At 61.1% G+C, this 25,945-nt stretch carries 20 protein-coding genes; 9 read left to right on the top strand and 11 right to left on the bottom strand.

Annotated features, from left to right (window positions below; all coding sequences use genetic code 11):
- Positions 1 to 188: 188 nt before the first annotated feature.
- The 5 genes from FJD34_RS26170 to FJD34_RS26150 form a co-directional block, all read right to left on the bottom strand.
- Positions 189 to 473, bottom strand: a complete 285-nt coding sequence (locus tag FJD34_RS26170; protein ID WP_090292149.1) for a YceK/YidQ family lipoprotein — start codon at positions 471 to 473, stop codon at positions 189 to 191.
- Positions 466 to 1,095: a flavin prenyltransferase UbiX gene (ubiX, locus tag FJD34_RS26165; protein ID WP_090292151.1), complete on the bottom strand. Its 630-nt coding sequence runs from the start codon at positions 1,093 to 1,095 to the stop codon at positions 466 to 468. The genes FJD34_RS26170 and ubiX overlap by 8 nt, the downstream gene beginning before the upstream one ends.
- Positions 1,092 to 2,441 carry a UDP-N-acetylmuramate:L-alanyl-gamma-D-glutamyl-meso-diaminopimelate ligase gene (mpl, locus tag FJD34_RS26160; RefSeq protein ID WP_090292153.1) on the bottom strand — a complete coding sequence of 450 codons (1,350 nt, stop codon included), beginning with the start codon at positions 2,439 to 2,441 and terminating at the stop codon, positions 1,092 to 1,094. Before mpl ends, ubiX begins: the two co-directional genes overlap by 4 nt.
- Before the next feature lie 191 nt (positions 2,442 to 2,632).
- Entirely contained in the window at positions 2,633 to 3,739 is a 1,107-nt protein-coding gene (locus tag FJD34_RS26155; RefSeq protein ID WP_146552284.1) for a hypothetical protein, read from the bottom strand.
- A gap of 425 nt (positions 3,740 to 4,164) precedes the next feature.
- The gene (locus FJD34_RS26150) at positions 4,165 to 6,090 is read right to left on the bottom strand and encodes a sigma-54-dependent Fis family transcriptional regulator (protein WP_065942793.1); all 1,926 of its coding nucleotides are present in this window, start codon (positions 6,088 to 6,090) and stop codon (positions 4,165 to 4,167) included.
- A 291-nt stretch (positions 6,091 to 6,381) separates the two neighbouring features.
- Here FJD34_RS26150 and exaC point away from each other — a divergent pair, with 291 nt between their 5' ends.
- The 9 genes from exaC to FJD34_RS26105 all read left to right on the top strand — a co-directional run bounded on the left by exaC (position 6,382) and on the right by FJD34_RS26105 (position 15,729).
- Entirely contained in the window at positions 6,382 to 7,902 is a 1,521-nt protein-coding gene (gene exaC / locus FJD34_RS26145; protein WP_032861665.1) for an acetaldehyde dehydrogenase ExaC, read from the top strand.
- 141 nt (positions 7,903 to 8,043) lie between these two features.
- The gene (gene eat, locus FJD34_RS26140; protein WP_032861664.1) at positions 8,044 to 9,477 is read left to right on the top strand and encodes an ethanolamine permease; all 1,434 of its coding nucleotides are present in this window, start codon (positions 8,044 to 8,046) and stop codon (positions 9,475 to 9,477) included.
- Between the two features lie 52 nt (positions 9,478 to 9,529).
- Entirely contained in the window at positions 9,530 to 10,924 is a 1,395-nt protein-coding gene (locus FJD34_RS26135) for an ethanolamine ammonia-lyase subunit EutB (RefSeq protein WP_065942792.1), read from the top strand.
- Complete coding sequence (eutC, locus tag FJD34_RS26130) at positions 10,921 to 11,763, top strand: ethanolamine ammonia-lyase subunit EutC (protein ID WP_032861661.1); 843 nt, start codon at positions 10,921 to 10,923, stop codon at positions 11,761 to 11,763. Before FJD34_RS26135 ends, eutC begins: the two co-directional genes overlap by 4 nt.
- 105 nt (positions 11,764 to 11,868) lie before the next feature.
- Complete coding sequence (locus tag FJD34_RS26125; protein WP_029292284.1) at positions 11,869 to 12,327, top strand: GNAT family N-acetyltransferase; 459 nt, start codon at positions 11,869 to 11,871, stop codon at positions 12,325 to 12,327.
- A gap of 288 nt (positions 12,328 to 12,615) precedes the next feature.
- Complete coding sequence (locus tag FJD34_RS26120; protein ID WP_029292285.1) at positions 12,616 to 13,272, top strand: DedA family protein; 657 nt, start codon at positions 12,616 to 12,618, stop codon at positions 13,270 to 13,272.
- Positions 13,273 to 13,278: 6 nt separating this feature from the next.
- Positions 13,279 to 14,091 carry a M90 family metallopeptidase gene (locus FJD34_RS26115; protein ID WP_090292158.1) on the top strand — a complete coding sequence of 271 codons (813 nt, stop codon included), beginning with the start codon at positions 13,279 to 13,281 and terminating at the stop codon, positions 14,089 to 14,091.
- 111 nt (positions 14,092 to 14,202) lie between these two features.
- Positions 14,203 to 14,730 (top strand): inorganic diphosphatase, encoded by a 528-nt coding sequence (ppa, locus tag FJD34_RS26110; RefSeq protein WP_003176323.1) that lies wholly within the window; start codon positions 14,203 to 14,205, stop codon positions 14,728 to 14,730.
- A 225-nt stretch (positions 14,731 to 14,955) separates the two neighbouring features.
- Positions 14,956 to 15,729 (top strand): LexA family transcriptional regulator, encoded by a 774-nt coding sequence (locus tag FJD34_RS26105; protein WP_082445637.1) that lies wholly within the window; start codon positions 14,956 to 14,958, stop codon positions 15,727 to 15,729.
- A 337-nt stretch (positions 15,730 to 16,066) separates the two neighbouring features.
- Here FJD34_RS26105 and FJD34_RS26100 read toward each other — a convergent pair whose 3' ends face one another.
- From FJD34_RS26100 to FJD34_RS26075, 6 genes are all read right to left on the bottom strand, one after another.
- Positions 16,067 to 17,440, bottom strand: a complete 1,374-nt coding sequence (locus tag FJD34_RS26100; protein WP_090292161.1) for a DUF1329 domain-containing protein — start codon at positions 17,438 to 17,440, stop codon at positions 16,067 to 16,069.
- Between the two features lie 34 nt (positions 17,441 to 17,474).
- Positions 17,475 to 19,379, bottom strand: a complete 1,905-nt coding sequence (locus tag FJD34_RS26095) for a DUF1302 domain-containing protein (protein WP_167360834.1) — start codon at positions 19,377 to 19,379, stop codon at positions 17,475 to 17,477.
- A 138-nt stretch (positions 19,380 to 19,517) separates the two neighbouring features.
- Positions 19,518 to 20,828, bottom strand: coding sequence for a phospholipase (locus FJD34_RS26090; RefSeq protein ID WP_090292165.1), 1,311 nt, complete (start codon positions 20,826 to 20,828; stop codon positions 19,518 to 19,520).
- 205 nt (positions 20,829 to 21,033) lie between these two features.
- On the bottom strand, positions 21,034 to 22,623 hold the full coding sequence (locus FJD34_RS26085; RefSeq protein ID WP_050593406.1) for an FGGY-family carbohydrate kinase: 1,590 nt from the start codon (positions 22,621 to 22,623) through the stop codon (positions 21,034 to 21,036).
- A 10-nt stretch (positions 22,624 to 22,633) separates the two neighbouring features.
- Complete coding sequence (locus FJD34_RS26080) at positions 22,634 to 24,223, bottom strand: glycerol-3-phosphate dehydrogenase/oxidase (protein ID WP_090292167.1); 1,590 nt, start codon at positions 24,221 to 24,223, stop codon at positions 22,634 to 22,636.
- 4 nt (positions 24,224 to 24,227) lie between these two features.
- Positions 24,228 to 25,823, bottom strand: a complete 1,596-nt coding sequence (locus FJD34_RS26075) for an FAD-binding oxidoreductase (protein WP_090292169.1) — start codon at positions 25,821 to 25,823, stop codon at positions 24,228 to 24,230.
- Positions 25,824 to 25,945 lie beyond the last annotated feature (122 nt).

Below are 25,945 nucleotides of genomic sequence, written 5' to 3'. Positions count from 1 at the left end.
TGTTCTGAACCCTTTGCCATCCTCCAGGTAGGCCTGAACAGCGGTGAGCTTGAATTGATCTGAATACTTGCTCATGTGAACACCCCAAGAAATTGGATTTGTGTCCAACTTCTTGGGGGCAGTCCACAATGTGGGAGCGGGCTTGCTCGCTCCCACATTTTAGGTCGGTGTTAAACCTTGGCTCAGTGTTACAACCCACCCGTCGCATTAAACCCAACCCCCAATACCGTCAACGTCGACAGCGGCAACAGCAGCGTGTCGAGCAACGCGCTGGCCGGCAGATCAAGGCCCGGATAGCTCGGCGCTTGCGCACCAAAACGGTCCATGGCGCAACAACCTCCCTGCAGCGCATACAGGTCCAGGCGCGTCCCTGCATAGACCACCGGCGCGCCGGGTTTCGCCGCATCCAGGGTGCGCGCCGTGGCGCAACCCGCCAGGTGCAGCGCCAGCACGATCAACAGTGCTTTATTCATCGCTGCTCAAATGATGCTCACCCCAACGCGGCAGCATGTCCTGGGGGATATTCAGCAGGTTGAGGATCCGTGCCACCACAAAATCCACGAGGTCATCGATGGTCTGCGGCTGGTGATAAAAGCCCGGGGACGCCGGCAGGATGGTCACGCCCATGTTCGACAACTTGAGCATGTGCTCCAGGTGAATGCTCGAATACGGCGCCTCGCGCGGCACCAGGATCAACTGGCGGCGCTCCTTCAAGGTCACGTCTGCCGCGCGCTCGATCAGGTTGTTGCAGGCACCGGTGGCGATCGCCGACAAGGTGCCGGTGGAACACGGCACCACCACCATCGCTGCCGGCGCACCGGAACCGGAAGCCACCGGCGACATCCAGTCTTCCTTGCCGTAGACCTTGATCTGCCTCGCCGCAGCACCGGTGTATTCGGTAAGGAAGGCCTGCATCATCTGCACTTTAGGCGGCAGCGAGACATCCGTCTCGGTGGCCATTACCAACTGCGCCGCCTTGGAAATCAGGAAGTACACCTCGCGGTCTTCGCGCACCAGGCAGTCCAGCAGGCGCAACCCATAAGGTGCACCGGACGCGCCGGTCATCGCCAGGGTGACGCGCTCCGGCCCGCTCACTGCAGGGCCTCGGCGAGTTTACCGTGCAGGCCGCCGAAGCCGCCGTTGCTCATGATCACCACGTGAGTGCCGGGTTTGGCCTGGCTCTTGACCCGTTCAATGATGCCTTCCAGCGAATCACTGACAATCGACGGCACGCTGCAGAGTTTGGCCACGGCCGCCAGGTCCCAGCCAAGGTTGGCCGGTGCGTACCACACCACCTGGTCGGCATCATTGACGCTTTCCGGCAGGCCGTCGCGGTGTGCGCCCAGTTTCATGGAGTTGGAGCGTGGCTCGATAATGGCGATTACTGGCGCATCGCCCACGCGCTTGCGCAGGCCATCAAGCGTGGTGGCAATTGCCGTCGGGTGGTGGGCAAAGTCGTCGTAGATGGTGATCCCGTTCACTTCAGCGACCTTTTCCATCCGCCGCTTGACGCTCTTGAACGCACTCAGCGCAGCAATACCCATCGCCGGCACCACGCCGACATGGCGCGCAGCCGCCAGGGTGACCAGGGCGTTGGCGACGTTGTGCTGGCCGGTCATGTCCCACTCGACAATGCCCTGGGCCTCGCCCTCGAACAGCACCTCAAACCGGGAGCCATCCTCGCGGAGCAACTTGACCTGCCATTGGCCGCCCGCGCCAGTGGTTTGCACCGGCGTCCAGCAGCCCATCTCGATCACGCGCTGCAAGGCAGGCTCGGTGGTCGGATGGATCACCAGGCCTTCGCTGGGGATGGTGCGCACCAGGTGATGGAATTGCCGCTCGATGGCCGGCAGATCAGGGAAGATATCCGCATGATCGAACTCCAGATTGTTCAGGATCGCCGTGCGTGGGCGGTAGTGAACGAACTTGGAGCGTTTGTCGAAGAAGGCGCTGTCGTATTCATCGGCCTCGATCACAAAAAACGGCGTGTCGCCCAGGCGCGCCGATACCGAGAAATTCTGCGGCACACCGCCGATCAGGAAGCCGGGGCTCATGCCCGCGTGCTCCAGTACCCAGGCCAGCATGCTGCTGGTGGTGGTCTTGCCGTGAGTACCCGCCACCGCCAGCACCCAGCGGCCTTGCAGCACATGATCGGCCAGCCACTGCGGGCCGGAGACGTAGGGCAGGCCTTTGTTCAGCACGTATTCCACGGCAGGGTTGCCACGGGACATGGCATTGCCGATCACCACAAGGTCCGGGACCGGGTCAAATTGCGCCGGGTCGTAGCCTTGGGTCAGCTCAATGCCCTGAGCCTGCAATTGCGTACTCATCGGCGGATAAACGTTGGCATCGGAGCCGGTGACATGATGGCCCAGCTCTTTGGCCAGGACCGCCATTGAGCCCATGAAGGTGCCGCAAATACCGAGAATGTGAATGTGCATAGTCGACCTCGTAAAACATCGAGGCAGGTTAGCGCAGGGTGGGAAAATTCGCACTCTTTTACTGCAACCCAAAGAGTTGCAATCAAGCCCGGTACTTGGGCATTTCTGCACAACACCCAGCTTGATTGCACTCCCTTGGTGAAACAAACAAACGCACTCCAGCTACCGAATCAGAAGCAATGAAATTTATCTCACGCTGTCTGGGTTTTTTTTGCGTTTTCCACCTCGCGTACTGCAATAAGTCTGCCTATGCCCGAACTATTGAGATGCTCATACCTTTTATCCAGCGTATCCAATCTGACAGTAGCATCTTTCGACACGACTGCTGAATCGTCCTTGTATGGCCTGTAAATAAAATCATTTTTCTCCGAAACTTTCACCATGTTATTCTCAGCCGCATCATAAAGCTTTTCCATAACATCAAGGCGTTCATTTGTGCCAGTGGGCCATGTCGAGCTTTTTTCAAGGGCCTTACCGTCCCCGCCCTCAACCATGGTCTGAATTGTATTGACGGCATACAGAGTTTTTAGCTCAGCGTTCTCCAGGCGCAACTTAATCACGGCATCATCTTGTCCTCCGGGACTGCTTACCGCCGCCGCAGTATTAGTGGCCTGACTTAGGGCAGGCTGATGGATCGGAGGAAGTACCGGGGTATTGGCAGTAAAACTACCTTTGATAGTTTCGCCAGCCCAGACAGACCCCGCGTAGGTACCAATATTCAACGGTGCGCTGACAAGTCCATTTACGGAAGCATTCACAAAAGCATCACGTGTAACGGTTTTCAAACTGGTGTCCGTTTTAAACACCCCAGCCTTGACTAGGCGATCAGCGACAACCAGATTGGCCGCCACATCGCCAAATGTCTTCGGTTTGGCAACAGCAGGCTTGGCCGGGCCAGTGACTGATGAACCTGGGTGCTGCGTTTTGAACACCATGTCCCTGAATTTAGTCACCCCCGGGCTGTTTGGAGGGCCTGCTGGCCGGCTGTGACCAAGACCGGCGGTCTGTATATATTTACCTGGCGTCCCATTAGACGGCGGAAGCTTCGACTTTTTCGGAGAGGGAAGCGTGGGACGCTTGGGAAACTTAATCCCCCGCTTAGTACGTACAGACCCTTCATCCTGCTGCTTTTGCCCAGCAGTATGTGCCTGGTAGGACACCTGAGTCTTTTGGTTATCCATTGACTCATTCAACGTTGACACACTTTTCGTACTGGCGGCTGCCTGCTGACTGGGCAAGTCGGCCGCCGAATCTTTCATTTGAAAATAATTTGGAATAGGAGAACCTGTAATATTCATATCTTCACCTACATAGTAAAAAACACGTCTATGACGCGCCACTAGCACACTGACCCGCCTCTAGAACCTACAATTCCAAAATAATGAATCGTCCTTTATTTCTTAGTACAAGAAAGACAATGCTCAGTTCCACAAGACACATAATTCAAATCAAAAAATCACAACCCACACTTCAAACGCATCTTTCCTCAACACTGACGCACCGCACAAGCACCAAAACAAAAAAACAAAACCCATATTAAACAAGCACCTCACCAAACCACTCCCAGCAAGTGACTGCACAGCCTGGCACTCAGACTATATACATTATGGACTACAGCACTTAGCGAACATACCGGCGACTCGCCCACCGACAACTTACGAAAAGTGAAGGCGTGAGCAAGTTCGCCAGGAAAAGCGTAAAAGATCAAAAGCCCTCCTTGGCGTCACTCAGTTGCGGAGCGCAAAGCGATTCCATGTTTGCGCAATTTGCGGTACAGCGTATTGCGACTGACGCCCAACTGCTCTGCGGCAAGGCTCATATGCCAGCGCTGCTGTTCGAGCGCGGCCAGCAATACCAAGCGCTCGGCATCCTCCAGCGGCTGCTTACCCCGCTGTACGGTGATTTGCACCTGAGAGGGCGCCAGACGAACCATCGAGGGTAAATCGTCCATCTCTACCCGCCCACCGTCACACAGTGCAACCAAGGTGCGCAGCACCGTACGCAGTTGTCGGACGTTACCCGGCCAGGCGAAGTCCAGCAGCGCCTGACGGGCATCGCCATCCAGCACTATCGCCTGCCCTTCAGCTTCTTGTGTCAGCAGAAAGTCCAGTAACTGCGACTTGTCGCTGCGCTCACGTAACGCCGGCAACGCTACCTCCAGACCATTGAGGCGATAGTACAAGTCCTCGCGGAAGGTGCCGTCGGCCACCCGCATCAACAAATCACGGTGGGTTGCGCTGATAATGCGCACGTTCACCGCTTGCGGTTCGCCACCTATAGGCACCACCAACCGGTCTTCCAGCACCCTTAATAACCGGGTCTGCAACGCCAGGGGCATATCGCCGATTTCATCGAGGAACAAGGTGCCACCATCGGCCTGTTGCAGCTTGCCGCGCATGCCTTCCTTGCGGGCGCCGGTGAAGCTGCCGCCGCGATAACCGAACAACTCGCTCTCGATCAGGTTTTCAGGGATGGCCGCGCAGTTCAGGGCCACGAAAGCTTTGTCGGCGCGCTGGCTGGCGTGGTGCACGGCTTTGGCAAAGGCCTCCTTGCCGGAGCCGGTTTCGCCATTGATCAGCAGCGGCACGTCACGTTCGAAGACCCGCAGGGCCTTGCGAAAATCACTCTGCAGCGCCTCGTCACCCAGGCAGATCCCTGGCAAACGTGGCCGCTCAACCTTGGGCGGCGCTTGCACCACCGGGCTGGGTGCGCGGCGGGATTCACCGCGCAGTACGGCAAACAGGCTACGCCCATCGCGGGTACGCAGGGGCCAACTGGCGCTGGCATTGGCACTGGCGCGGCCGAGCAATTGGTCCAGGGTGCAATCGAAAAACATCTCCACCGGCAGGCCCAGCAAGCGCCCGCGTGGCTGGCCCAGCAGGTTCTGCGCGCTTTGGTTGAGCGCACAGATGCGCCCTTCGCCGTCGAATGCCAGCAGCCCTTCGCTGAAGAGCCCCACGGACTCGGCCTGCAGATGGAAACGCAGCAACCAGTGGTTTTCAAAGTGCCGCAGGAAATAGCAGCTCTCGATCATCTTCGCCGAGAGATTGACCAGCGCCATGGTGTGGAACTGGCTCTGGCGCGAAACCGCTTCGCGGGCCGACGATACGTCGAGCACAGCCAGTAAATCGCCATGAGGGTCGAACACCGGGCTCGCGGAACAGGTCAGCCCGGTATGGCGCCCGCGAAAGTGTTCGTCGCGATGAATGGTCAGCGCCTGGCGCTCCACCAGGCACGTGCCAATGCCATTGGTGCCTTCGCAGGCCTCGCTCCAATCGGCGCCGAGCCATAGGCCGGCGCGCTCGAACACCTTGCGTTCACTGGGCGCGGTGACGCAATTGAGGATCACCCCGCGCGCATCGGTCAGCAGCACCGCGTGGCCGGCGCCGGAAAGTTGTTGATGCAAATTATTCATTTCATTGCCGGCGATGTGCAGCACTTGTTGCAGGCGCTCGCGGCTTTCGAGCAGGCGATCATGCTCCAGCACCGTGGGGGCGATGGTCAGCGCCGGGTCGAGGTGGTAATCCTCCAGGCAGCGCAGCCAAGAGCGGGCAATCGACGGATCGCTGCCGGGGCCGTGCTGTGGGTCTTGCCCACGGGTGACGGTCAGGACTTGCCGAGCATGGCGGCTGAAATGATCGTTGTGCATGTTCTTATTGTTCTCCTGCTGCGTGGGACACACCGCGGACCGGGACGCCCAGCATCCTCCAGGCCTTGGCGCATTGCAATCCCAGGGCGACCCATGGGTCACAGGCTGTATCGCTTATGGCACAAAGTGTCACACAGGCTGTATCAGACTTGTCACAGCAAAGCCTTGCAACAAACCCCAAGCCCTTGATTTACCTGGCCCACAGGGCACTGGCCCGACCTTTGCTCTACGCTTTATCAAGCGCAGCCACGCTGCACTCCAATAAACATAAGAAGTCAGGAGATACCCACCATGCGTTATGCACACCCCGGTACTGAAGGCGCTATCGTTTCGTTCAAGGCCAAGTACGGCAACTACATCGGTGGCGAATTTGTTGCACCGGTCGATGGCAACTACTTCACCAATACTTCGCCGGTGAACGGCAAGCCCATCGCCGACTTCCCACGCTCCACTGCCAAGGATATCGACAAGGCACTGGACGCCGCCCACGCCGCCGCTGACGCCTGGGGCAAGACCTCGGCCCAGGACCGCTCGCTGGTGCTGCTGAAAATCGCCGACCGCATCGAACAGAACCTCGAACTGCTCGCCGTCACCGAAACCTGGGACAACGGCAAGGCCGTGCGCGAAACCCTCAACGCCGATATCCCCCTGGCCGCTGACCACTTCCGCTACTTCGCCGGCTGCATCCGCGCCCAGGAAGGCAGCAGCGCCGAGATCAACGAACACACCGCCGCCTATCACTTCCACGAACCACTGGGTGTGGTCGGCCAGATCATCCCGTGGAACTTCCCTCTGCTGATGGCTGCCTGGAAACTCGCGCCAGCCCTGGCCGCCGGCAACTGCGTGGTACTCAAACCGGCCGAGCAGACCCCGCTGGGCATCAACGTGCTGATGGAAGTGATCGGCGACCTGCTGCCACCGGGCGTACTGAACGTGGTCCACGGCTTTGGCAAGGAAGCAGGCGAAGCCCTGGCCACCAGCAAGCGCATCGCCAAGATCGCCTTTACCGGCTCCACGCCAGTGGGCTCGCACATCATGCATTGCGCGGCCGAGAACATTATTCCGTCCACCGTTGAGCTGGGCGGCAAGTCGCCGAACATCTTCTTCGCCGACATCATGAAAGCCGAGCCACAGTTCATCGAAAAAGCCGCCGAAGGCCTGGTGCTGGCGTTCTTCAACCAGGGCGAAGTGTGCACCTGCCCATCCCGCGCACTGGTGGAAGAGTCGATCTACGACGACTTCATGAAAGTGGTGATGAAGAAGGTCGAGTCGATCAAGCGTGGCGACCCGCTGGACACCGACACCATGGTCGGCGCCCAGGCGTCCGAGCAGCAATTCGACAAGATCCTGTCATACCTGGAAATCGCCAAGGGCGAAGGTGCCGAGCTGCTGACCGGCGGCAAGGTGGAGAAACTGACCGGCGACCTGGCCAGCGGCTATTACATCCAGCCGACCCTGCTCAAGGGCACCAACAAGATGCGCGTGTTCCAGGAAGAAATCTTTGGCCCGGTGGTCAGCATCACCACCTTCAAGGATGAAGCCGAAGCCCTGGCGATCGCCAACGACACCGAGTTTGGCCTGGGCGCTGGCTTGTGGACCCGCGATATCAACCGCGCGTACCGCATGGGCCGGGCGATCAAGGCCGGGCGTGTGTGGACCAACTGCTACCACCTCTACCCCGCGCATGCGGCGTTTGGGGGTTACAAGAAGTCCGGCGTGGGTCGTGAAACGCACAAGATGATGTTGGATCACTATCAGCAGACCAAGAACCTGCTGGTGAGCTACGACATCAACCCGCTGGGGTTCTTCTAACCCTCCCCCGCTCTCACACTTGAAATGCAATTAAATGTGGGAGCGGGCTTGCTCGCTCCCACATTTGGATCTTCATCAGTAGTTGCAACGTGCATTCGGCAGACATCCGCCGAGTTAAAACAATAAAAAAGGTACTTTCCCATGCCTAGCGAACCGACAGGATCCTCCGTCGACTTCGAAAAAGTCGGCTCCGAATATTTCCAACAACGCGAACTGAAAAAAGGCGCCGCCGGCTGGGTGCTCCTGGTCGGCCTCGGTGTTGCCTATGTGATTTCCGGCGACTACGCCGGCTGGAACTTTGGCCTGGCCCAGGGTGGTTGGGGCGGGATGTTCCTCGCCACGCTGCTGATGGCCACCATGTACTTGTGCATGTGTTTTTCCCTGGCCGAACTGTCCTCCATGATCCCCACCGCAGGCGGCGGCTATGGCTTTGCCCGCAGTGCATTCGGGCCTTGGGGCGGATTCCTCACCGGCACCGCGATCCTGATCGAATACGCCATCGCCCCCGCCGCCATCGCGGTGTTTATCGGCGCCTATTGCGAGTCGCTGTTCGGCATCGGCGGCTGGATGATCTACCTGGCGTTCTACATCATTTTTATCGGCATCCACATCTTTGGTGTCGGGGAAGCGCTGAAGCTGATGTTTGTGATCACCGCCGTCGCCGCGATTGCCCTGGGGGTATTCCTGGTGGCCATGGTGCCGCACTTCAACGTCGCCAACCTGCTGGATATCCCGGTGACCGAGGCCAAGGGCGCCAGCAGTTTCCTGCCATTTGGTTATGTTGGCGTGTGGGCCGCGATCCCCTATGCGATCTGGTTCTTCCTCGCCGTCGAAGGCGTGCCCCTGGCCGCCGAAGAAACCAAGAACCCGAAACGCGACCTACCGCGCGGCCTGATCGGCGCGATTGTGGTGTTGACCAGTTTTGCCCTGCTGATCCTGGTGATCGCCCCCGGTGGCGCGGGCACCCTGGCGCTGGTCAAATCGGGCAACCCGCTGGTCGAATCCCTGGCCCTGGCCTACGGCGGCTCGACCTGGATGGGCAGCTTCGTCAACCTGGTGGGCCTGGCCGGACTGATCGCGAGTTTCTTCTCGATCATCTACGCCTATTCCCGGCAGATCTTCGCCCTGTCCCGCGCCGGTTACCTGCCGCGCAAACTGTCGCAGACCAATAAAAGCAAGGCGCCGGTGCTGGCGCTGGTGATCCCGGGGATCATCGGTTTTGGCCTGTCGCTGACCGGCCAGGGCGACCTGCTGATTTTGGTGGCGGTGTTTGGCGCGACCATTTCCTACGTGTTGATGATGGCCGCGCATATCACCCTGCGCATCCGTCGCCCCAAAATGGAGCGCCCGTACCGCACACCGGGAGGCATCTTCACCTCGGGCCTGGCTCTGGTGCTGGCGTGTATCGCAGTAGTCGCGGGCTTCCTGGTGGATCCACGCGTGGTGATTGGCGCGGCGATCATCTATGGAGTATTAATTGCTTACTTTGCTTTCTACAGTCGGCATCACTTGGTAGCAGGCACGCCGGAAGAAGAGTTCGCGGCGATCCAGGCCGCAGAGGCCGCCTTGCACTAAACGCCGTAAACCACGGCGCGGGCCACCGCCCGCGTCGTCATGGAGAGTCTGTATGGCAAGTTTTTCTCATTCGGTCGGCGCCTTGACCTACCGTTTCGACAGCCTCAAGGACGTGATGGCCAAGGCCAGTCCCGCCCGCTCCGGGGACTTTCTCGCAGGCGTTGCCGCGCAGAACGATGGCGAACGTGTGGCAGCACAAATGGCCCTGGCCAATATTCCCTTGAAGCACTTCCTTGAAGAAGCGCTGATCCCCTATGAAAGCGATGAAGTCACCCGGCTGATCATCGACACCCACGACCAGCAGGCCTTTGCCGTGGTCAACCACCTGACCGTTGGCGGCCTGCGCGACTGGCTGCTCAGCGATGCGGCCGACGAACACAGCCTGCGGGCATTGGCACCCGGCCTGACGCCGGAAATGGCCGCCGCCGTGTCGAAGATCATGCGCGTGCAGGACCTGGTGCTGGTGGCGCAGAAAATCCGCGTCGTTACCCAGTTTCGCGGCACCCTGGGCCTGCGCGGGCGCCTGTCCACACGCCTGCAACCCAACCACCCCACGGATGAGCCGGCGGGGATCGCCGCGAGCATTCTCGACGGTCTTTTGTATGGCAACGGCGACGCCATGATCGGCATCAACCCGGCCACCGACAGCATCGCCTCGATCTGCGCCATGCTGGAGATGCTCGACGCGATCATTCAGCGCTACGAGATTCCGACCCAGGCCTGCGTGCTGACCCACGTCACCACCTCCATCGAGGCGATCAACCGTGGCGTGCCACTGGACCTGGTGTTCCAGTCGATTGCCGGCACCGAAGCAGCCAACGCCAGCTTCGGGATCAACCTGAATGTGTTGCAGGAAGGCTACGATGCGGGTTTGAGCCTGAATCGCGGGACCCTGGGGCAAAACCTGATGTATTTCGAGACAGGACAAGGCAGCGCCCTGTCCGCCAATGCGCACTTTGGCATCGACCAGCAAACCTGCGAAACCCGCGCCTATGCCGTGGCCAGGCATTTCAAGCCGTTTCTGGTCAACACCGTGGTCGGTTTCATCGGCCCCGAGTACCTGTACAACGGCAAGCAGATCATCCGCGCCGGCCTCGAAGACCACTTCTGCGGCAAGCTGCTGGGCGTGCCGATGGGTTGCGACATCTGCTACACCAACCATGCCGAAGCCGACCAGGACGATATGGACACCCTGCTGACCTTGCTGGGCGTGGCCGGGATCAACTTCATCATGGGCATCCCGGGCTCCGACGACATCATGCTCAACTACCAGACCACGTCCTTTCACGACGCGCTCTACGCCCGCCAGACCCTGGGCTTGAAGCCCGCGCCGGAGTTTGAACAGTGGCTGGCGAAAATGGGCATCTTCACGCAAGCCGATGGCAAGGTGCGGTTTGGCAACAACCTGCCACCGGCCTTCCGCCATGCCTTGGCGCAACTGGGATGAAGAAGGAGCCCGAAGTGCAGCTTGATACGCCAGAAAACGACAACCCATGGCTGGAACTGCGGCGCCTGACCCCGGCGCGGATTGCCCTGGGCCGCACCGGCACCAGCATCCCCACCGGCGCGCAACTGGACTTCCAGTTCGCCCACGCCCAGGCCCGCGATGCGGTACACCTACCGTTCGACCATGCCGAATTGAGCCGCCAGATGGCCGAGCGCGGCCGCGACAGCCTGTTGCTGCACAGCGCCGCACTCGACCGCCACAGCTACCTGCAGCGCCCGGACCTGGGGCGGCGCCTGAGCGATGAGTCGGCACAGACCCTGCGCGACTACGCCCTGGCCAACCCCGGCGGAGTGGACCTGGCGGTGGTGGTGGCCGATGGTTTATCAGCACTGGCGGTGCATAAACACACCGCGCCGTTTCTGACACGCATGGAAGAACAAACCCACGCTGAAGGCTGGTCGCTATCGCCGGTGATTCTGGTGGAACAAGGCCGGGTCGCGGTCGCCGATGAAATCGGGCAACTGCTCGGCGCAAAAATGGTGGTGATCCTGATTGGCGAACGGCCGGGGCTCAGCTCGCCGGACAGCCTGGGGCTGTATTTCACCTACAACCCCAAGGTCGGCCTCACCGATGCGTACCGCAACTGCATTTCCAACGTGCGCCTGGAGGGCTTGAGCTACGGCATGGCCGCGCACCGCCTGCTGTACTTGATGCGCGAGGCCTGCCGGCGACAACTGTCGGGGGTCAACCTCAAGGACGAGGCACAGGTTCAGACCCTTGAAACGGATGATCCGGACCTGATGAAAGGCAATTTCCTGCTCAGTCCGCCAAAGGAGTGATGCCGACACGATTGCGATTTTTAGCCGCTTTAGGCAGCATCAAGCAGCGGGCGCCCGAGTAATGGATCGTTTGCCGTCGTATTCCTATAGAAGTTGAGGCCTAGCATGCGGATTACTCAAGCGACTCTGGAACACCTGGACCTGTTGACCCCATTATTCGTCAAATACCGTGAGTTCTACGGTGCGCTGCCCTTTCCTGACTCGTCCCGGGCCTTTCTGGAAAAGCGCCTGCGCCGCAAGGAATCGGTGATCTACCTGGCGCTGCCGGATGACGACGACAGCAAGCTGCTTGGCTTTTGCCAGCTGTATCCGAGCTTTTCCTCGCTGTCATTGAAACGGGTGTGGATCCTCAATGATATCTACGTCGCCGAGGACGCCCGCCGCCAACTGGTAGCCGATAACCTGATGCGCACCGCGAAAAAAATGGCCAAGGAAACCAATGCCGTGCGTTTGCGCGTGTCGACCAGCAGCGATAACGCCGTGGCGCAGAAGACCTATGAATCCATGGGCTTTCGTGAAGACACCGAGTTCAAGAACTACACACTCCCGATCAGCGAAGACTGAAACACCGCAAAAAAATGTAGGAGCTGGCTTGCCTGCGATGCATACACCTCGGTGTGTCAGTCAGACCTCGGTGATGCTATCGCAGGCAAGCCTGCTCCCACATTTGGATCAGTGCTAGCCAGAATAGCTGCGACATCCCCCGCTACAAAACCAACACGCTTTTCACCACTCAATCCGTATAATGCCGACCTTTTAGGGCTGTAAGAAAATCGGCATACGCCTGTAGCCTTATTACCCGAAGCTTCCGCACAGGCCCGCTGAGCCAGGCCGTCCACACAGGTGCCATCCATGGATTTCAACCCGCTCGACCTTATCCTGCATCTCGACGTGTACCTCGACCTGCTGGTAACCAATTACGGTCCGTGGATCTACGCCATCCTGTTCCTGGTGATTTTTTGCGAAACCGGCCTGGTGGTGATGCCGTTCCTGCCGGGCGATTCGCTGCTGTTCATTGCCGGCGCCGTAGCGGCTGGCGGCGGCATGGACCCAGTCCTGCTGGGCGGCCTGCTGATGCTGGCGGCGATCATGGGTGACAGTACCAACTACGTGATCGGCCGAACCGCCGGAGAACGCTTGTTCAGCAACCCCAACTCGAAAATCTTCCGCCGCGATTACCTGCAAAAGACCCACGATTTCTACGACAAGCACGGCGGCAAAACCGTGACCCTGGCGCGCTTCCTGCCGATCCTGCGCACCTTCGCGCCGTTCGTCGCCGGTGTCGCCAGAATGCCTTACCCACGGTTCTTCGGCTTCAGCGTGCTGGGCACCATCCTCTGGGTCGGCGGCCTGGTCACCCTCGGCTACTTCTTCGGCAACGTGCCGTTCATCAAGAAAAACCTGTCGCTGCTGGTGGTGTTCATTATCCTGCTGTCGCTGGTGCCGATGATCATTGGCGTGGCACGCAGCCGCTTTGGCCGCACCTCATCCGAAGCCAAGCCGCACTGATCGGCCATGTGGTCCCTCAGCGCCTGGCGTCGCCGGCGCATCCTGGCCAAGCATCCCGTTGCCGATGAAACCTGGCAGCGGGTGCGCCATCACCTGACCTTCCTCGACGGCATCAGCGCCGAACAGGACCAATGGTTGCGTGAAGCCAGCATCCTGTTCCTCACCGAAAAACACCTCACGGCCCTGCCCGGCGTCGAACTGCACCAGGAACAACGCCTGCTGCTCGCCGTCCAGGCGCAACTGCCGCTGATGAACCTGGGCGACCTGGACTGGTACCAGGGCTTCCACGAAATCATCCTCTACCCCGATGACTTTCGCAGCCCCCAGCGCCATCGCGACGCCAGCGGCGTGGAACATGAATGGGACGGCGAACACAGTGGTGAAGCCTGGCAGCAAGGCCCGGTGATCCTCGCCTGGCCGGGCGTGCTGGCCAGTGGCAATTGGGAAGGCTACAACCTGGTAATCCACGAACTCGCGCACAAGCTCGACATGCTCAATGGCGATGCCAATGGCCTGCCGCCGCTGCATGGCGACATGCGCGTGCAAGAGTGGGCGAGCGTGATGCAGGGCGCCTATGACGACCTCAACCGCCAACTCGACCACAACCCCGACGCCGAAACCGCCATCGACCCCTACGCGGCGGAAAACCCTGCGGAATTCTTTGCTGTCACCAGCGAGTATTTTTTCAGCGCCCCGGATTTACTCACAGAAAGTTATCCACAGGTCTACGAGCAACTGAGCCACTTTTACCGCCAGGACCCACTGGCCCGCCTGAAACATCTGCAGGCCAGCGACCCGCGCTATCAGACTGAAGGCTAAGTACCGTACGACGTCTGGCGCGTGGCATCGGCGCAGGAATATGCCTATAATCGCCGCCACTTTTAGGCCAATCCGGCCAGTTTACCTGGCCAATAACGGGGGCAACGCCCAATGAGCTACAGCAAGATTCCGGCTGGCAAAGACCTGCCGAACGACATCTACGTCGCCATCGAGATTCCGGCCAACCATGCGCCGATCAAATACGAAATCGACAAAGACAGCGACTGCCTGTTCGTTGACCGTTTCATGGCCACCCCGATGTTCTACCCGGCCAACTACGGTTTCATCCCTAACACCCTGGCAGACGACGGTGACCCCCTCGACGTGCTGGTCGTGACGCCTTACCCGGTCACCCCAGGCTCGGTCATCCGTGCCCGCCCGGTTGGCATCCTGAACATGACCGACGACGGCGGCGGCGATGCCAAAGTTATCGCCGTACCACACGACAAGCTGTCCCAGCTGTACGTCGACGTGAAGGAATACACCGACCTGCCGCCACTGTTGCTGGAGCAGATCAAGCACTTCTTCGAGAACTACAAAGACCTCGAAAAAGGCAAATGGGTGAAGATCGACGGTTGGGGCAACGCAGACGCCGCCCGTGCCGAGATCATGAAGTCGGTAGCCGCCTATAAAGGCTGATACCCGCTACTCATTGCCACGGCAATCAAAAAAGCCCCGATCATCCGGGGCTTTTTTTGTGGGAAAAAATAAACAACAAGTTCAACAGAATAAACAAATCATCAACTAACGTTTAACTGAATACATTATCGACAGGATTTAACTTTCAATAAGGAAATACCTACATACACCAACTCAACACATAGTTTATTTGATCTAGTTTTCCGGCCAGTAAACTCTGCGTTTATGAATACATCAGGTGATCGCTTAAGAATATTACTTCGGGAAGTTCATCTTTCCGCATCCGACTTCGCCAAGAATCGCGACGTCACGCCCCAGCACGTAAACAACTGGTTCAAGCGTGGCGTGCCCATGGCCCGGCTCGACGAAATAGCAGAACTGCTGTGTGTCACCAGCCGCTGGCTGCGTACCGGCGAAGGCCCCAAACACCCGCCGACCAACTACCAACTGGAAGGCCCCAACACAGCAAACAACGCTGACGCACGCGAAGACTGCGGCCACTACCTCTGCGGCCCCAGCAGCGGCCCGGAAAAAATCGACGTGGAAATCCCCCTCCACGCCTCCTTCAACACCGAAGAAAGCCTACGCCTCTCCCTGCACACCCTGGAACAACTCAACGTCACCGCCGAACGTGCCCTGGGGGCCTACATGGTCGGCAACAGCATGACCGACATCATCCAGGACCGCGCCATCCTGGCCATCGACCGTGGCCGCACGCAAATCATCGACGGCGAAATCTACGCCCTCGAACACGACGGCATGCTGCGCATCAAATACCTCTACAACCGCCCCGGCGGCGGCCTGCGCATCCGCAGCCACAACAGCAACGAACACCCCGACGAACTCCTGACTTACGATCAGCGCTTCGAGCAAAACGTACACATCCTGGGCTGGGTCTTCTGGTGGTCCACCCTGAACAACCGCCGCCCTCCCGTCCCGCTGGACGAGCACCTGATCGGCCACGACAGCTCTAAATCAGACCAGACGCTGGAAAATTGAGAGGAGTGTAAGTATTATGCGCGGCACATTTGGCAGGGGTTGGCGTAGCGCCGACACACCCTGCCCGGCGATGCGGAGGAGTTCCCGCTGATGCCCCCTTTATCACTTGGGCGAGAGCTTGAGTGAACGATTGAAGGCTGGTGAGGTTTACCAAAAATAGACTTAACCAGTCCCCGAGAAGCCGGCCACAAGCCGGCTTTTTAATGCCCCCAAAACCTAATCCCATCTAAAAGCCCCCTGCTAACCAAACTATTCCAGGGCTTTAGTTATTCCCAACGAAAAACCAAGAGCCGCACCCTCAAGCACAGCTCTCGCGACCTAAGTAACAACAACAGCCCTACCGAGTCCCGCGCAACCGCAACCCCGCCGGCATAAAGTAAGAATCCTCCGGAATCGCCTGACCAAAATCCACCGTCTGTGGCTCTTCATTATCCAGGTTCTGTACGTAATACCGCCGTGCCTGCAGGTCATGGAACACGTCCAATGCACTCCAGGTAGTTGGCAAATCGTAGAAGTTTTTCAAGTAGGCCATCGACACCCGCCACAGTTCGCCACGGCCGTCGTACTGATCGACCACCGCTGCGCCCCAGCTGTCTTCATCGAGGTACAGCACGCGTTTGGAGTACAGGTGCCGCGCCGTTGGTTTGAGGGTGCCTTCGACTACCCACACGCGGTGCAGTTCGTAGCGGGTGTATTGCGGGTTGAGGTGGCCGACTTTGAGCAGGTCGGCGTATTTCACGTCGGCGCTGGCAACTTTGTAGTTGTTGTAGGGGATGTAGATTTCTTTCTTGCCCAGCAGTTTCCAGTCGTAGCGATCCGGCGAGCCGTTGAACATGTCGGTGTCGTCCGCCGTGCGCAGGCCATCGGAGGATGAGATCGGTGTGTCGTAGGCCAGGTTCGGCGCGCGGCGTACGCGGCGTTGGCCGGCGTCGTAGATCCAGGCTTGGCGGGCGTCTTTGATCTGGTCGAGGGTCTCGTGCACCAGGGTCGCGCCACCGGCCAGGCGGGCCGGGCTTTTTACGAAGGTCAGGTAGTAGAACAGGATGTTTTTCAGGTCGGCGTATTGCCCGCCCTGGCGATAGTAGTTGAACAGCCCTTCTTGCTGCGCCGTGACCAGGGCGAAGCTGCCATTACGCTGCACGGGCGCCTCCGAGGCGCGGCGGACCACATAGGTGCCGCGATAGCGGGTGATGTGGTTCCACAGCGCTTCCACGCCGTTTTGCGGAATGGGGAACGGCACGCCGCCAAAAGCATCGGCGAAGCCGGTGCCGCCGTCCAGCAGCTTGGCGCTGGTGGCGTTCTTGAAGGTGTTGTCATACACCCACTGCGGCGCCGAGCCGGAGCGCCGGCTCGGGTAGATGGGCATCTGGAAGCTGTCGGGGTAGCTGTTGAACAAGGCGATTTCGCCCGCCGTCAGGTTGGTCTTGTACTGTTCCAGGTTGGCCTTGGTGATGGTGAACAGCGGTTTGTCGCCGGCAAAAGGGTCGATGTGGTGCTTGCCCTTTTCATAACCCTTGGGCGCCTGGGTGATGCCGCCCTCCCAGGTCGGGATGGTGCCGGCGGCATTGCCCGCGCGCTCGGCGCCGAAGGGTGTGAGCTGGGACTTGAGCTGTTGCGCATCTTGGGGCGAGAGCGCAGCAAGCGCATTGCCAGCAGCCAGGCCGAGGGCCAGCGCCAGGCTGGCGGTGAGTATTCGATGTGTCTGAAACATGGCAAATCTCCAAAGAACCAGGGCGGACAGCGGCTTACAGGAAGTACTTGAGGTTGAAACCGATGTTGTCGCGGTCGCGGATAACGTTGTTCTGCCCGCCACCAAAGAACTCGGTGTATTGCAGCTCAGCTTCCAGCTTGTTCTGGTAGTTGGCCTTGAGCCCCAGGGTGTAAGCCTTGCGCCCCTCGATATAGTTGCCGGCCTGATAGGAGTTGCCTTTGAAGTCGTCCTTGTAGACCACGTAAGGCGACAGGTTGATCCCGGCGTACACGTCGTTCCAGGTACCGTTGAACATCACCGTATAGCTGTAGGAATCACGGTTCACCTGATCATCACGATCACCACCAGAGACGTAGGACGTGTTGCCGCTACCCGCGTAGTAGCGGGTACTGCCATCGTAGGCCTGGTACTTCAGGCTGCTGCCGCGCAGGTGCTCGGAAGCCAGTTCGAAGACCCCGAACAACGAGTCGAAGCTCAGGCCCGGACCGAAGTTGTAGATGCTGCCCACCGAGGTGTTGAAAGCCTCGACCCGCTCGGCGTTGTTGATCTGGCTGTCGAGGTTGACCATCTGCCCGCCGACATTGATGAACTGCCCGCCCGCCGCTGCGCCGGCACCATTGGCCAGGTCGCCGATCAGGTCGTTGGTGGCGGCGATGCCGATCGGCAGGTTCGGCCGGTAGGCCAGCTCGCCGAACACCGAGGCATTGCCCAGGGTGGTGTTGAAACTGAAGCCGTACATGCGGATGTCTTCGGCATAACGCCGGTGGGCCTGGATGTTGCCCATCACATCCACCGTCGCCAAACCATTGGCCAAGGCCGCCGCCTGGCTGCCGGCCACCGACGACAGCATGCTGGTCAGTGCCGCCATGTCGATGCCTTTATAGCCCGCCAGGTCAGCGGCGATGGTCGGCTCCTTGGCATGGTAGTTGACCAGGTACAGGCCGAACTCGGTGCTGTTGAGCTCCTCGGCGATATAACGGAAGGCGAAGCCGAACTGACCATCGTTGCGCGCGTTGTAGTCCTTGCCGATCGACGCCACCTTGAGGGTGTTGCCGTAGGCCGGGGTCATACCGTTGGCGTAGAGCCCGGTGCTGCGCAGCATGCCTCCGAGCATCGGGTTGTTGCCCAGCGCATCGTACAGGCCGATGACGTTGCCGCCGATGGGCGTCGGGGTGTCGAGGGCGCTGCCGGTGAAGTTGTTGTAGCCGGTGCGGCCGCCATCGGCGAACAGGTCGCTCTGGGAGTAGAAGGTGCCGACCGGATCGATGCGTGTCTCCTTCCAGTTCCACTGGTAGAAACTCTCCATCGACAGGTTGTCGCTCAAGCCGATATTGAAGCTGATGGCTTCCACCGGCATCAGCACTTCCTTGACCTCGGCGCCCGGCAGGCGGTATTTGGCCGCGTCCACCGGGTTGGTGGTGTTGACCCCGCCGCGATAGAAGATGCCCTCGCCCCAGTTGAATACCTGGCGCCCCAGTCGGGCAGTCAGGGGCATCTGGCCAACGTCCCAGTTGCCATAGACGTAGGAGTCGAGTATCTCCACGCGGCTGCCGGCAATATCCCGGGTCTGGTCGGTGAAGTGGTCATCCTGGGGATGGCTCTGGCTGGGTTGCGACGGGCTGTTGTTGCGGTAGTAGTCGTTGCGCTTGTCCATGATCTGGGTGTCATAGAACGCCGTGCCACGCACGAACAATCCGTAGTTCTGGTAGTTGGCTTCCAGCTCCGAAGTGATCTTGTACACCTCGGAAACCAGTCCGGTATCGAAGTTGCGATTGCCATCGTTGGTGTTGACGTCGTCGTTGCCCTTGTCGCGCCCCTGGACCCGCCACAGGCGCCCATAAGACAGGGTACTGTCGAACGAGCCGGTGACCTGCTTGTCCAGCAGGCTGAACTCCATGGCCTCCACGTTCCCACCGCTGCACAGTTGCAGCAGGCCCATCAGGCCGACACCCGCCCCAGTGGATTTGATGGACCATTTACCCTCGGATCCCGAGCCTTGCGCGCGCACTGTTGTGCTCATTGCCGTCTCTCCCCTGCAATCTTTCTTGTTGTTATTGCACTGCGATGTTCTGTTGTTTCACTGCGCCGGCGCCGGGCGGTCGAGGCCGGCCCGGACGTAGTTGCGACTGTGGGCGCCGAAGTGGCGCAACAACTGCACCAACTGCTCGTTGAGCCGGGCATGGTCGTAGCGTTCGGCGGGCAACTGGTTGCCGGCACTGAAGCTCTGGGTCGCCCCGGGCGTGGCCAACCACTGGCCGATGGCCTCGTCGAACACCACCGCCTGGGCATCCGCCTCGGCGCTGACCACCTGGCGCAGGTAGTCCACCGAATAGGCGGGGTAAGCAGCGTCCTGGGTGGTGTCGGCGTAGGCCGCCAGCATCGGGTTGCTCGCCCCCGTCAGCAGCAGGTGACGTAGCCAGGCGAATTGGTAGCGCTCCACTTCGTTGTGGCGTGTGGCGACACGTTCGATTGCCGCCTGTTTGTCGCTGTCATAGCCGGCCAGGGCCTTGCCTTCCATCAGCAGCATGCTGGTCAGGTCGTCACCCGGCAGCGTGGTGGCGTGATAGGGCTGGGTCAGGTCCTGCAGGTAGTGCATGCCCCAGCCCAGGAAGCGATAGCCCCAGTAGGGATGGCCATTGGCGAAGGCAAAACGCGCCAGGCCGAAGTACTGGTAGGCCCGCCAATCCGGCCAGTTGCGCAGCAGGAACGGCGCTGCGGCATACACCACCGCGCTCTCGTGGAAGAAGCCCATATGGAACGGCGCCTGGGAGCTGTACTGGAAACGCGCGTCGCCAAACGACTGCTCGCCGAAGCCATACAACGCGCCGACGTCACCCGGGTTGTCGCTGAACAAGTTGATATCGTGGCCGTAGTCCGGCTCGTCGGCGGCCGTCGCCAGCACCGCCAGCGGCGTGACCTCCTGCCCTGGCTGCAACTGGATAAAGCGCTGGCGATTCCACGGTGAGAGGGTCTGTTCGACCATCACGGCGGCGGCCTTGAGTTGCCGGCGGCCCGCCAGGTCTTCGCCGGTCATGGACTGGATCACCTGGGCCAGATGGATCTGTGGATTGACCCGCAGGGCCATGAGGAAGTCGCGACGCAGATCGGCCCCGGGCTGCGGCGTCAGGCGCAGGTTGTCGGGGCGCGGCGGGTAATCGGGAAAGTGGCTGCGGGCGAAGTTTTCCTGCTCGTCCAACAGGGCCACAAGGCCAGGGTATTGCTGGGAAAGAAACTGCTCAAGGGACTCGACCTGCACCTTTGGCGCCTCGTGCAACGCCGGCAAGTCTTGCAGGGCCAGGTAGCTGCCCACGCTGTGATTGGACCATGCGCCGACCCCGGGCGACAGACTCCACAGCCCCAGGCACAGCAGCAACGACGGCAACTTCATGGCTTTACGCTCTTGTTGTAGATGCGTTCAGCCTAACAATCCGGGTATACCCCGACACTGTCCGATCTTGCCAAAAAGACTCTCCAATAGCGCCACGTAGCGGGGTCTAATGCCCCTGTAGGAGCGAGCTTGCTCGCGAAGGACGTCAACGATAACGCGTGCTTGCATCAAGTTCTTCGCGAGCAAGCTCGCTCCTACAGGGGGTCTACGCCGGGTAGCCGGTGATCTCGCGGATGCTCTGGTACAGCGGCTTGAGCTGGCGATACATGTGCAGGTAGACCTCGCGGTACAAGCGGTCGTACATCTGTTGCGCCTCAGGCTGGGGCATGAAGACTTCAGCGGTGCGGGTCATGGCGGCGATGGCCGTATCAAAATCCGGGTACAGCCCAAGCCCCACGGCACAGGCAATCGCCGCCCCCAGCCCGGACGCCTCGAACACATGGGGGCGCTCGGCGGGCAGGCCAAAGATATCCGCGGTGAGTTGCATCGCCGCGTCGCTCTGGGAGCCGCCACCGGCCACGCGCAGGCGCTTGATCGGGGTTTTCGAACGGCGCTCGATACGCTCCTTGCCCTGGCGCAGCGCATAGGCCAGGCCCTCAAGAATCGCCCGGTAGATATGCGCCCGGGTGTGCACATCGCCAAAGCCGATCATCGCCCCCTTGGCCTCCACCCCGGGTTCACGGATACCCGGCGACCAGTAGGGCTGCAGGGTCAGGCCCATGGACCCGGGCGGCACCGCGTTGACCAGCGCATCAAACAGCTGCTCCGGTTCCAGGCCCTGCTCGCGGGCCTGCTGCATTTCCCGCAGGCCGAACTCGTTCTTGAACCAACTGACCATCCAGTAGCCGCGATAGATCATCACTTCGCAGTTGTAGTGATCAGGGATCGCCGCCGGGTAAGGCGGGATCAGCGGGACAATCTCCAGATAGCGCGAGCGAGTAGTGGTAATGGTCGCCGTGGTGCCATAGGACAGACACGCGGTCGTTGCCTCCACCACGCCGGAACCAAGCACCTCGCAAGCCTTGTCGGAGCCGGCGGCAATCAGTGGCAACCCCTCCGGGATCCCGGTATGGCGGCTGGCCTCGGCGGTGATGCGGCCCAGCTCTTCCCCCGGTTTGTACAGGCTCGGCAGTTGCTCCGCCCGCACCGCCAGGGCCTGCCATTTCCAGTCCCGGGGCGCGGCCCAGCGCAGGTGTTTGAAGTCGAAGGGCAAGTAGCCCACGCAACAGCCCACCGAGTCGACAAAACGGCCGGTCAGGCGATGGCTGAGAAACCCCGAGAGCAGCAGGAACTTGTCAGTGGCCGCCCAGATATCCGGCTGATGCTGGGCGATCCAGTTGGCCTCGGCCTGGGCGCGAAAGTAGTCCACCGTGGCCTGGGCGCCAATCAGCTTGAACAGCCAGCCCCAGGGCCCCTTGATCCCGCCCTTCGGCTCGCACTGGCGCTGGTCGAGCCAAAGGATGGCCGGCCGCAACGCCTGACCCTGGGCATCGACATTGATCAACGTGCCGCGCTGGGTGGTCAGGGACACGCCGCGGATCAGACTGCGGTCGATGCCGGTCTGCGCCCACAACTGCTGGCAGGCTTCCCCCAGTTTGCGCCAGTAATAATCCGGGTCCTGCTCGGCCCAGCCGGGCTGGCTGGAGTAGTAGGCCTGCAACTCGACCTTGCCTTTGCCCAGCAGGTTGCCCTGCAGGTCGAACAACAGCGCGCGGACACTCTGGGTGCCATTGTCGATCGCCAGCACATAGTCTTTGCCGGGGGTGTTGTTATCCACGAAGCTCTCTTTTTTCATGAAGCTCTCTTCAGATCGAGGCGCAGGGTACGCTGTGATGACGTTGCCAAAGTTGCAGGTAACGCTGCTGTTCCTGTTCCCAGCGCGCGTCGTCCCAGCCCAGGCGCGGCTGGCACAGCCGGCGGATGTCCGCCAGGTAGTGGGCCGCGCCTTCGGCCAATAGCAGGCCGAGGCGAGTGCGCCGCAACAACAGGTCGTCCAGGTGCAAAACCATCTCGGTCTCGGCGGCAAACGCCAGCTCCGCCCACAAGGTATCGCTGGCCCCGACGCAATCGCTGCCCAAGGTGCGTATCAAGCTGGCCAGGCGCGGCAGATCGCGGCCATGACGCCCGGCCAGGCGCCGCACGCCGGCGTCGCTCAGCCCGGGGATCGCCTGCAACGGTACGGCCTGGAACACCGGCGCGCCGTCATCCTCCAGGGGTTTGCCGAGCATCCCGGCACAGGCCCGCAGCACCTCGATGGCCTGGGGCCGGAAGGTGGTCAACTTGCCTCCCGCCAGGGTCACGCAGCCGGGCTCCTGCCACAGCACGTGCTCGCGGGTTTCATTCGATGGCTTGGCCTGGGAGTCGGCGGCGCCCACCACCGGGCGCACCCCGGACCAGGTACACAGCACGTCCGCCGCCGTCACCTGGGCTTGGGGAAATGGCTGGGCGCAAGCCTCCAGCAAGTAGTCGAGTTCCTCACAGGTGATGCTCGCACCAAGGTCCAGATCCTCGCGGTGATCCAGGTCGGTGGTGCCCACCACCGTGGCCCCTTCCCACGGAAAGACAAACACCGGACGGCCGTCGCGCCGATGCATGAAACTGAAGGCATGGGCCACCGGCAAGCGCCAGCCCGGCAACAACAAGTGACTGCCACGCAAGGGCCGCAACTGGCGCTGCCCGCCGCCCGGTTGCAGGCGCTCAGCCCAGGCTCCGGTGGCCACCGCCAGCACCGCGCAGCGCACTTGCATAACCGCGCCGCCCTCAGTGTCCTCGACCTCGACCCCACACACACGCTCGCCGTCGCGCAACACCTGGCGCACCCGCAGGCCATTGAGCACCCAGGCACCATCGGCACGGGCCTCGGCCAACACGCGCATGACCAGCCGCGCATCGTCGGTCAGCGCATCGCGAAACTGCGAGGCACCCAGCAGTCCTGGCTCCTTCAGGCCCGGTGCCAGATAGCGCAGTTGTGCAGGTTTATGGAACTGGCGGCTGCGACAACCGGCCAGCGCGTCATACAAGCGCAGCAAACCGCCGAATACCCGTGGCCCGGGGAACCCGCCGCGATAGTGCGGCATCAGGAAACTCATGGGGTCTACCAACCCCGGTGCCTCGCCCATCAAGCGTTGGCGCTCGCGCACCGAATCACGGGCCAGGCGCCACTGGCCCTTAGCGATGTAGCGCAGGCCACCATGGACCATTTTCGACGAGCGGCTGGAAGTGCCCCAGGCAAAGTCCCGCTGCTCCAGCAGCAGGCAGCGCCAGCCGCGCCGGGCCGCCTCGCGCAGGATCCCGGCGCCACTGATGCCGCCACCGATCACGATCAGGTCCCAGGTTTCCCTCGCCAGTTGCGGCAGCACGGCTTCGCGCCATTGGGCATTCCAGTCATTGCTCATGGGCCTAGTCTTCCAGCAGCGTGCCGGGGTTGAGGCGCCCGGCCGGGTCAAAATGCCGGCTCAGGCTGTGCAGCGCAGCCATCGCCAATTCGCCCTTTTCCCTCGGCAGGTAGGGCGCATGGTCCTTGCCCACGCCATGCTGGTGGCTGATGGTGCCGTGGTTTTCGACGATGGTGCGGCTGGCCGCCTGCTTCAGGGCCTTCCAGCGTTCGAGGGTGGCCGGGTAGTCTGCCGCCGGGCGGAACACATAGCTGGTGTAGATGCTCGACCCTTCGCCATAGACATGGGATAGATGGGTGAACACATGGACCCGCTCGCCCTCGGCCGCCAGGCAGTCGCGCAGGCTGGCCTCGATAGCGTGCAGCAAGCCGTCGACATGGCACCAATCGGTCGCAGTCTCCAGGGTGTCGACCACGTAGCCGGCCTGCCAGAGGTTCTCCCGCAGGTAGGGGAAGCGAAAGCGGTTCTGTTGCCATTTCTTGCCCAGCAGGGTGCCAGTGAACACGCCGCCAAAGGCCTTCAGATGCTGGCGCGCCTGGCGCAACGACAGGGCATTCTGCCGACGATTGCCGGTGACCCCGAAGGTCAGCAGGCATTTGCCCTCGCCAGCCCCGCGTAGCGCCAGGTAGCGTTCCAGCCAGGCGATTTGGTTGGGGTGGCCGGCCAGCGCCAGTTGGGTCTGGGTTTCCATGGCATTGGACAGGCGCAGCATCGACAGCGGCACCCGTGCCTGCACCAATTGCCGGATAGCCTGTAGGGCACGGGGCCAGTCCGGCAGGAACACGCCATAGAAGCGCTCATCCTCGGGCAGCGCACTGACCCGCACCTTGACCTCGGAAATGATGCCGAAGCGCCCTTCACTGCCCAGCACCACTTCCCGCAGGTCGGGGCCGGCGGCCGAAGCCGGGAAGGTCGGGATCTCCAGCGGCCCGGCGAACGTCTCCAGGGTGCCACCGGCGAACAGTTGCTCGATCCGCCCGTAGCGCAGCGATTGCTGGCCGCTGGAGCGGCTGGCCACCCAGCCACCCAGGGTCGACAGTTCCCAGGACTGCGGGAAGTGCCCCAGGGTGTAGCCTTTGGCCCGCAACTGGCTCTCCACCTGGGGGCCACTGGCGCCAGGGCCGAAGGTGGCGATCAGGCTTTGCTCGTCCAGGTCGAGCAGGCGGCCCATGTGTGCCAGGGACACCGTCAGCACCGGACGCAAGGACGCCGGCGGGTTGATATGCCCGGCCACCGAGGTGCCACCGCCATAGGGAATCAGGCACAGGTCGGCACTGTCGGCCAGGGCCAGCAACTGGCGGATCTGCTCGACGCTTTCCGGCAGGGCCACTGCATCCGGGTACTGGCCCAGAACACCTTCACGCAGGGCCAGCCAGTCCGGCAGGCTCTGGCCCCGGGCATGCATCAGGCGGTCACGGGGCTCGATGCTGTAAAGCGGATGGGGCGCCAGGCGCGAGGCGGGAACCCGGGCCAGGGCGCTGTCCAGGCTGGCGTCAGGCAGGGTGTGACCCTCGCCCAGTCGCTCGCGCAAGAACGCCGCCCCATGGGCCGGCATCTCCATCTGCGTGGTTTCTTCGCCCCAGCCGTTCCAGCGTCGCATGCGTGTTTCTCCCAGCAGATCGTGTGATTTTCAGTCCACCCATACTAATCAGCCGGCGCAAGCTGTCACGGTCGCATCAGGACAAATGGAGTAGCCAATTGGGTCAATCGGCCCATTACCCG

This window comes from Pseudomonas brenneri (genome assembly GCF_007858285.1).
GTDB classification, from domain to species: Bacteria; Pseudomonadota; Gammaproteobacteria; order Pseudomonadales; family Pseudomonadaceae; genus Aquipseudomonas; species Aquipseudomonas brenneri.
The sequence above is the reverse complement of the archived record's forward strand: the minus strand, read 5'-3'. Positions and strand labels throughout refer to the sequence as shown.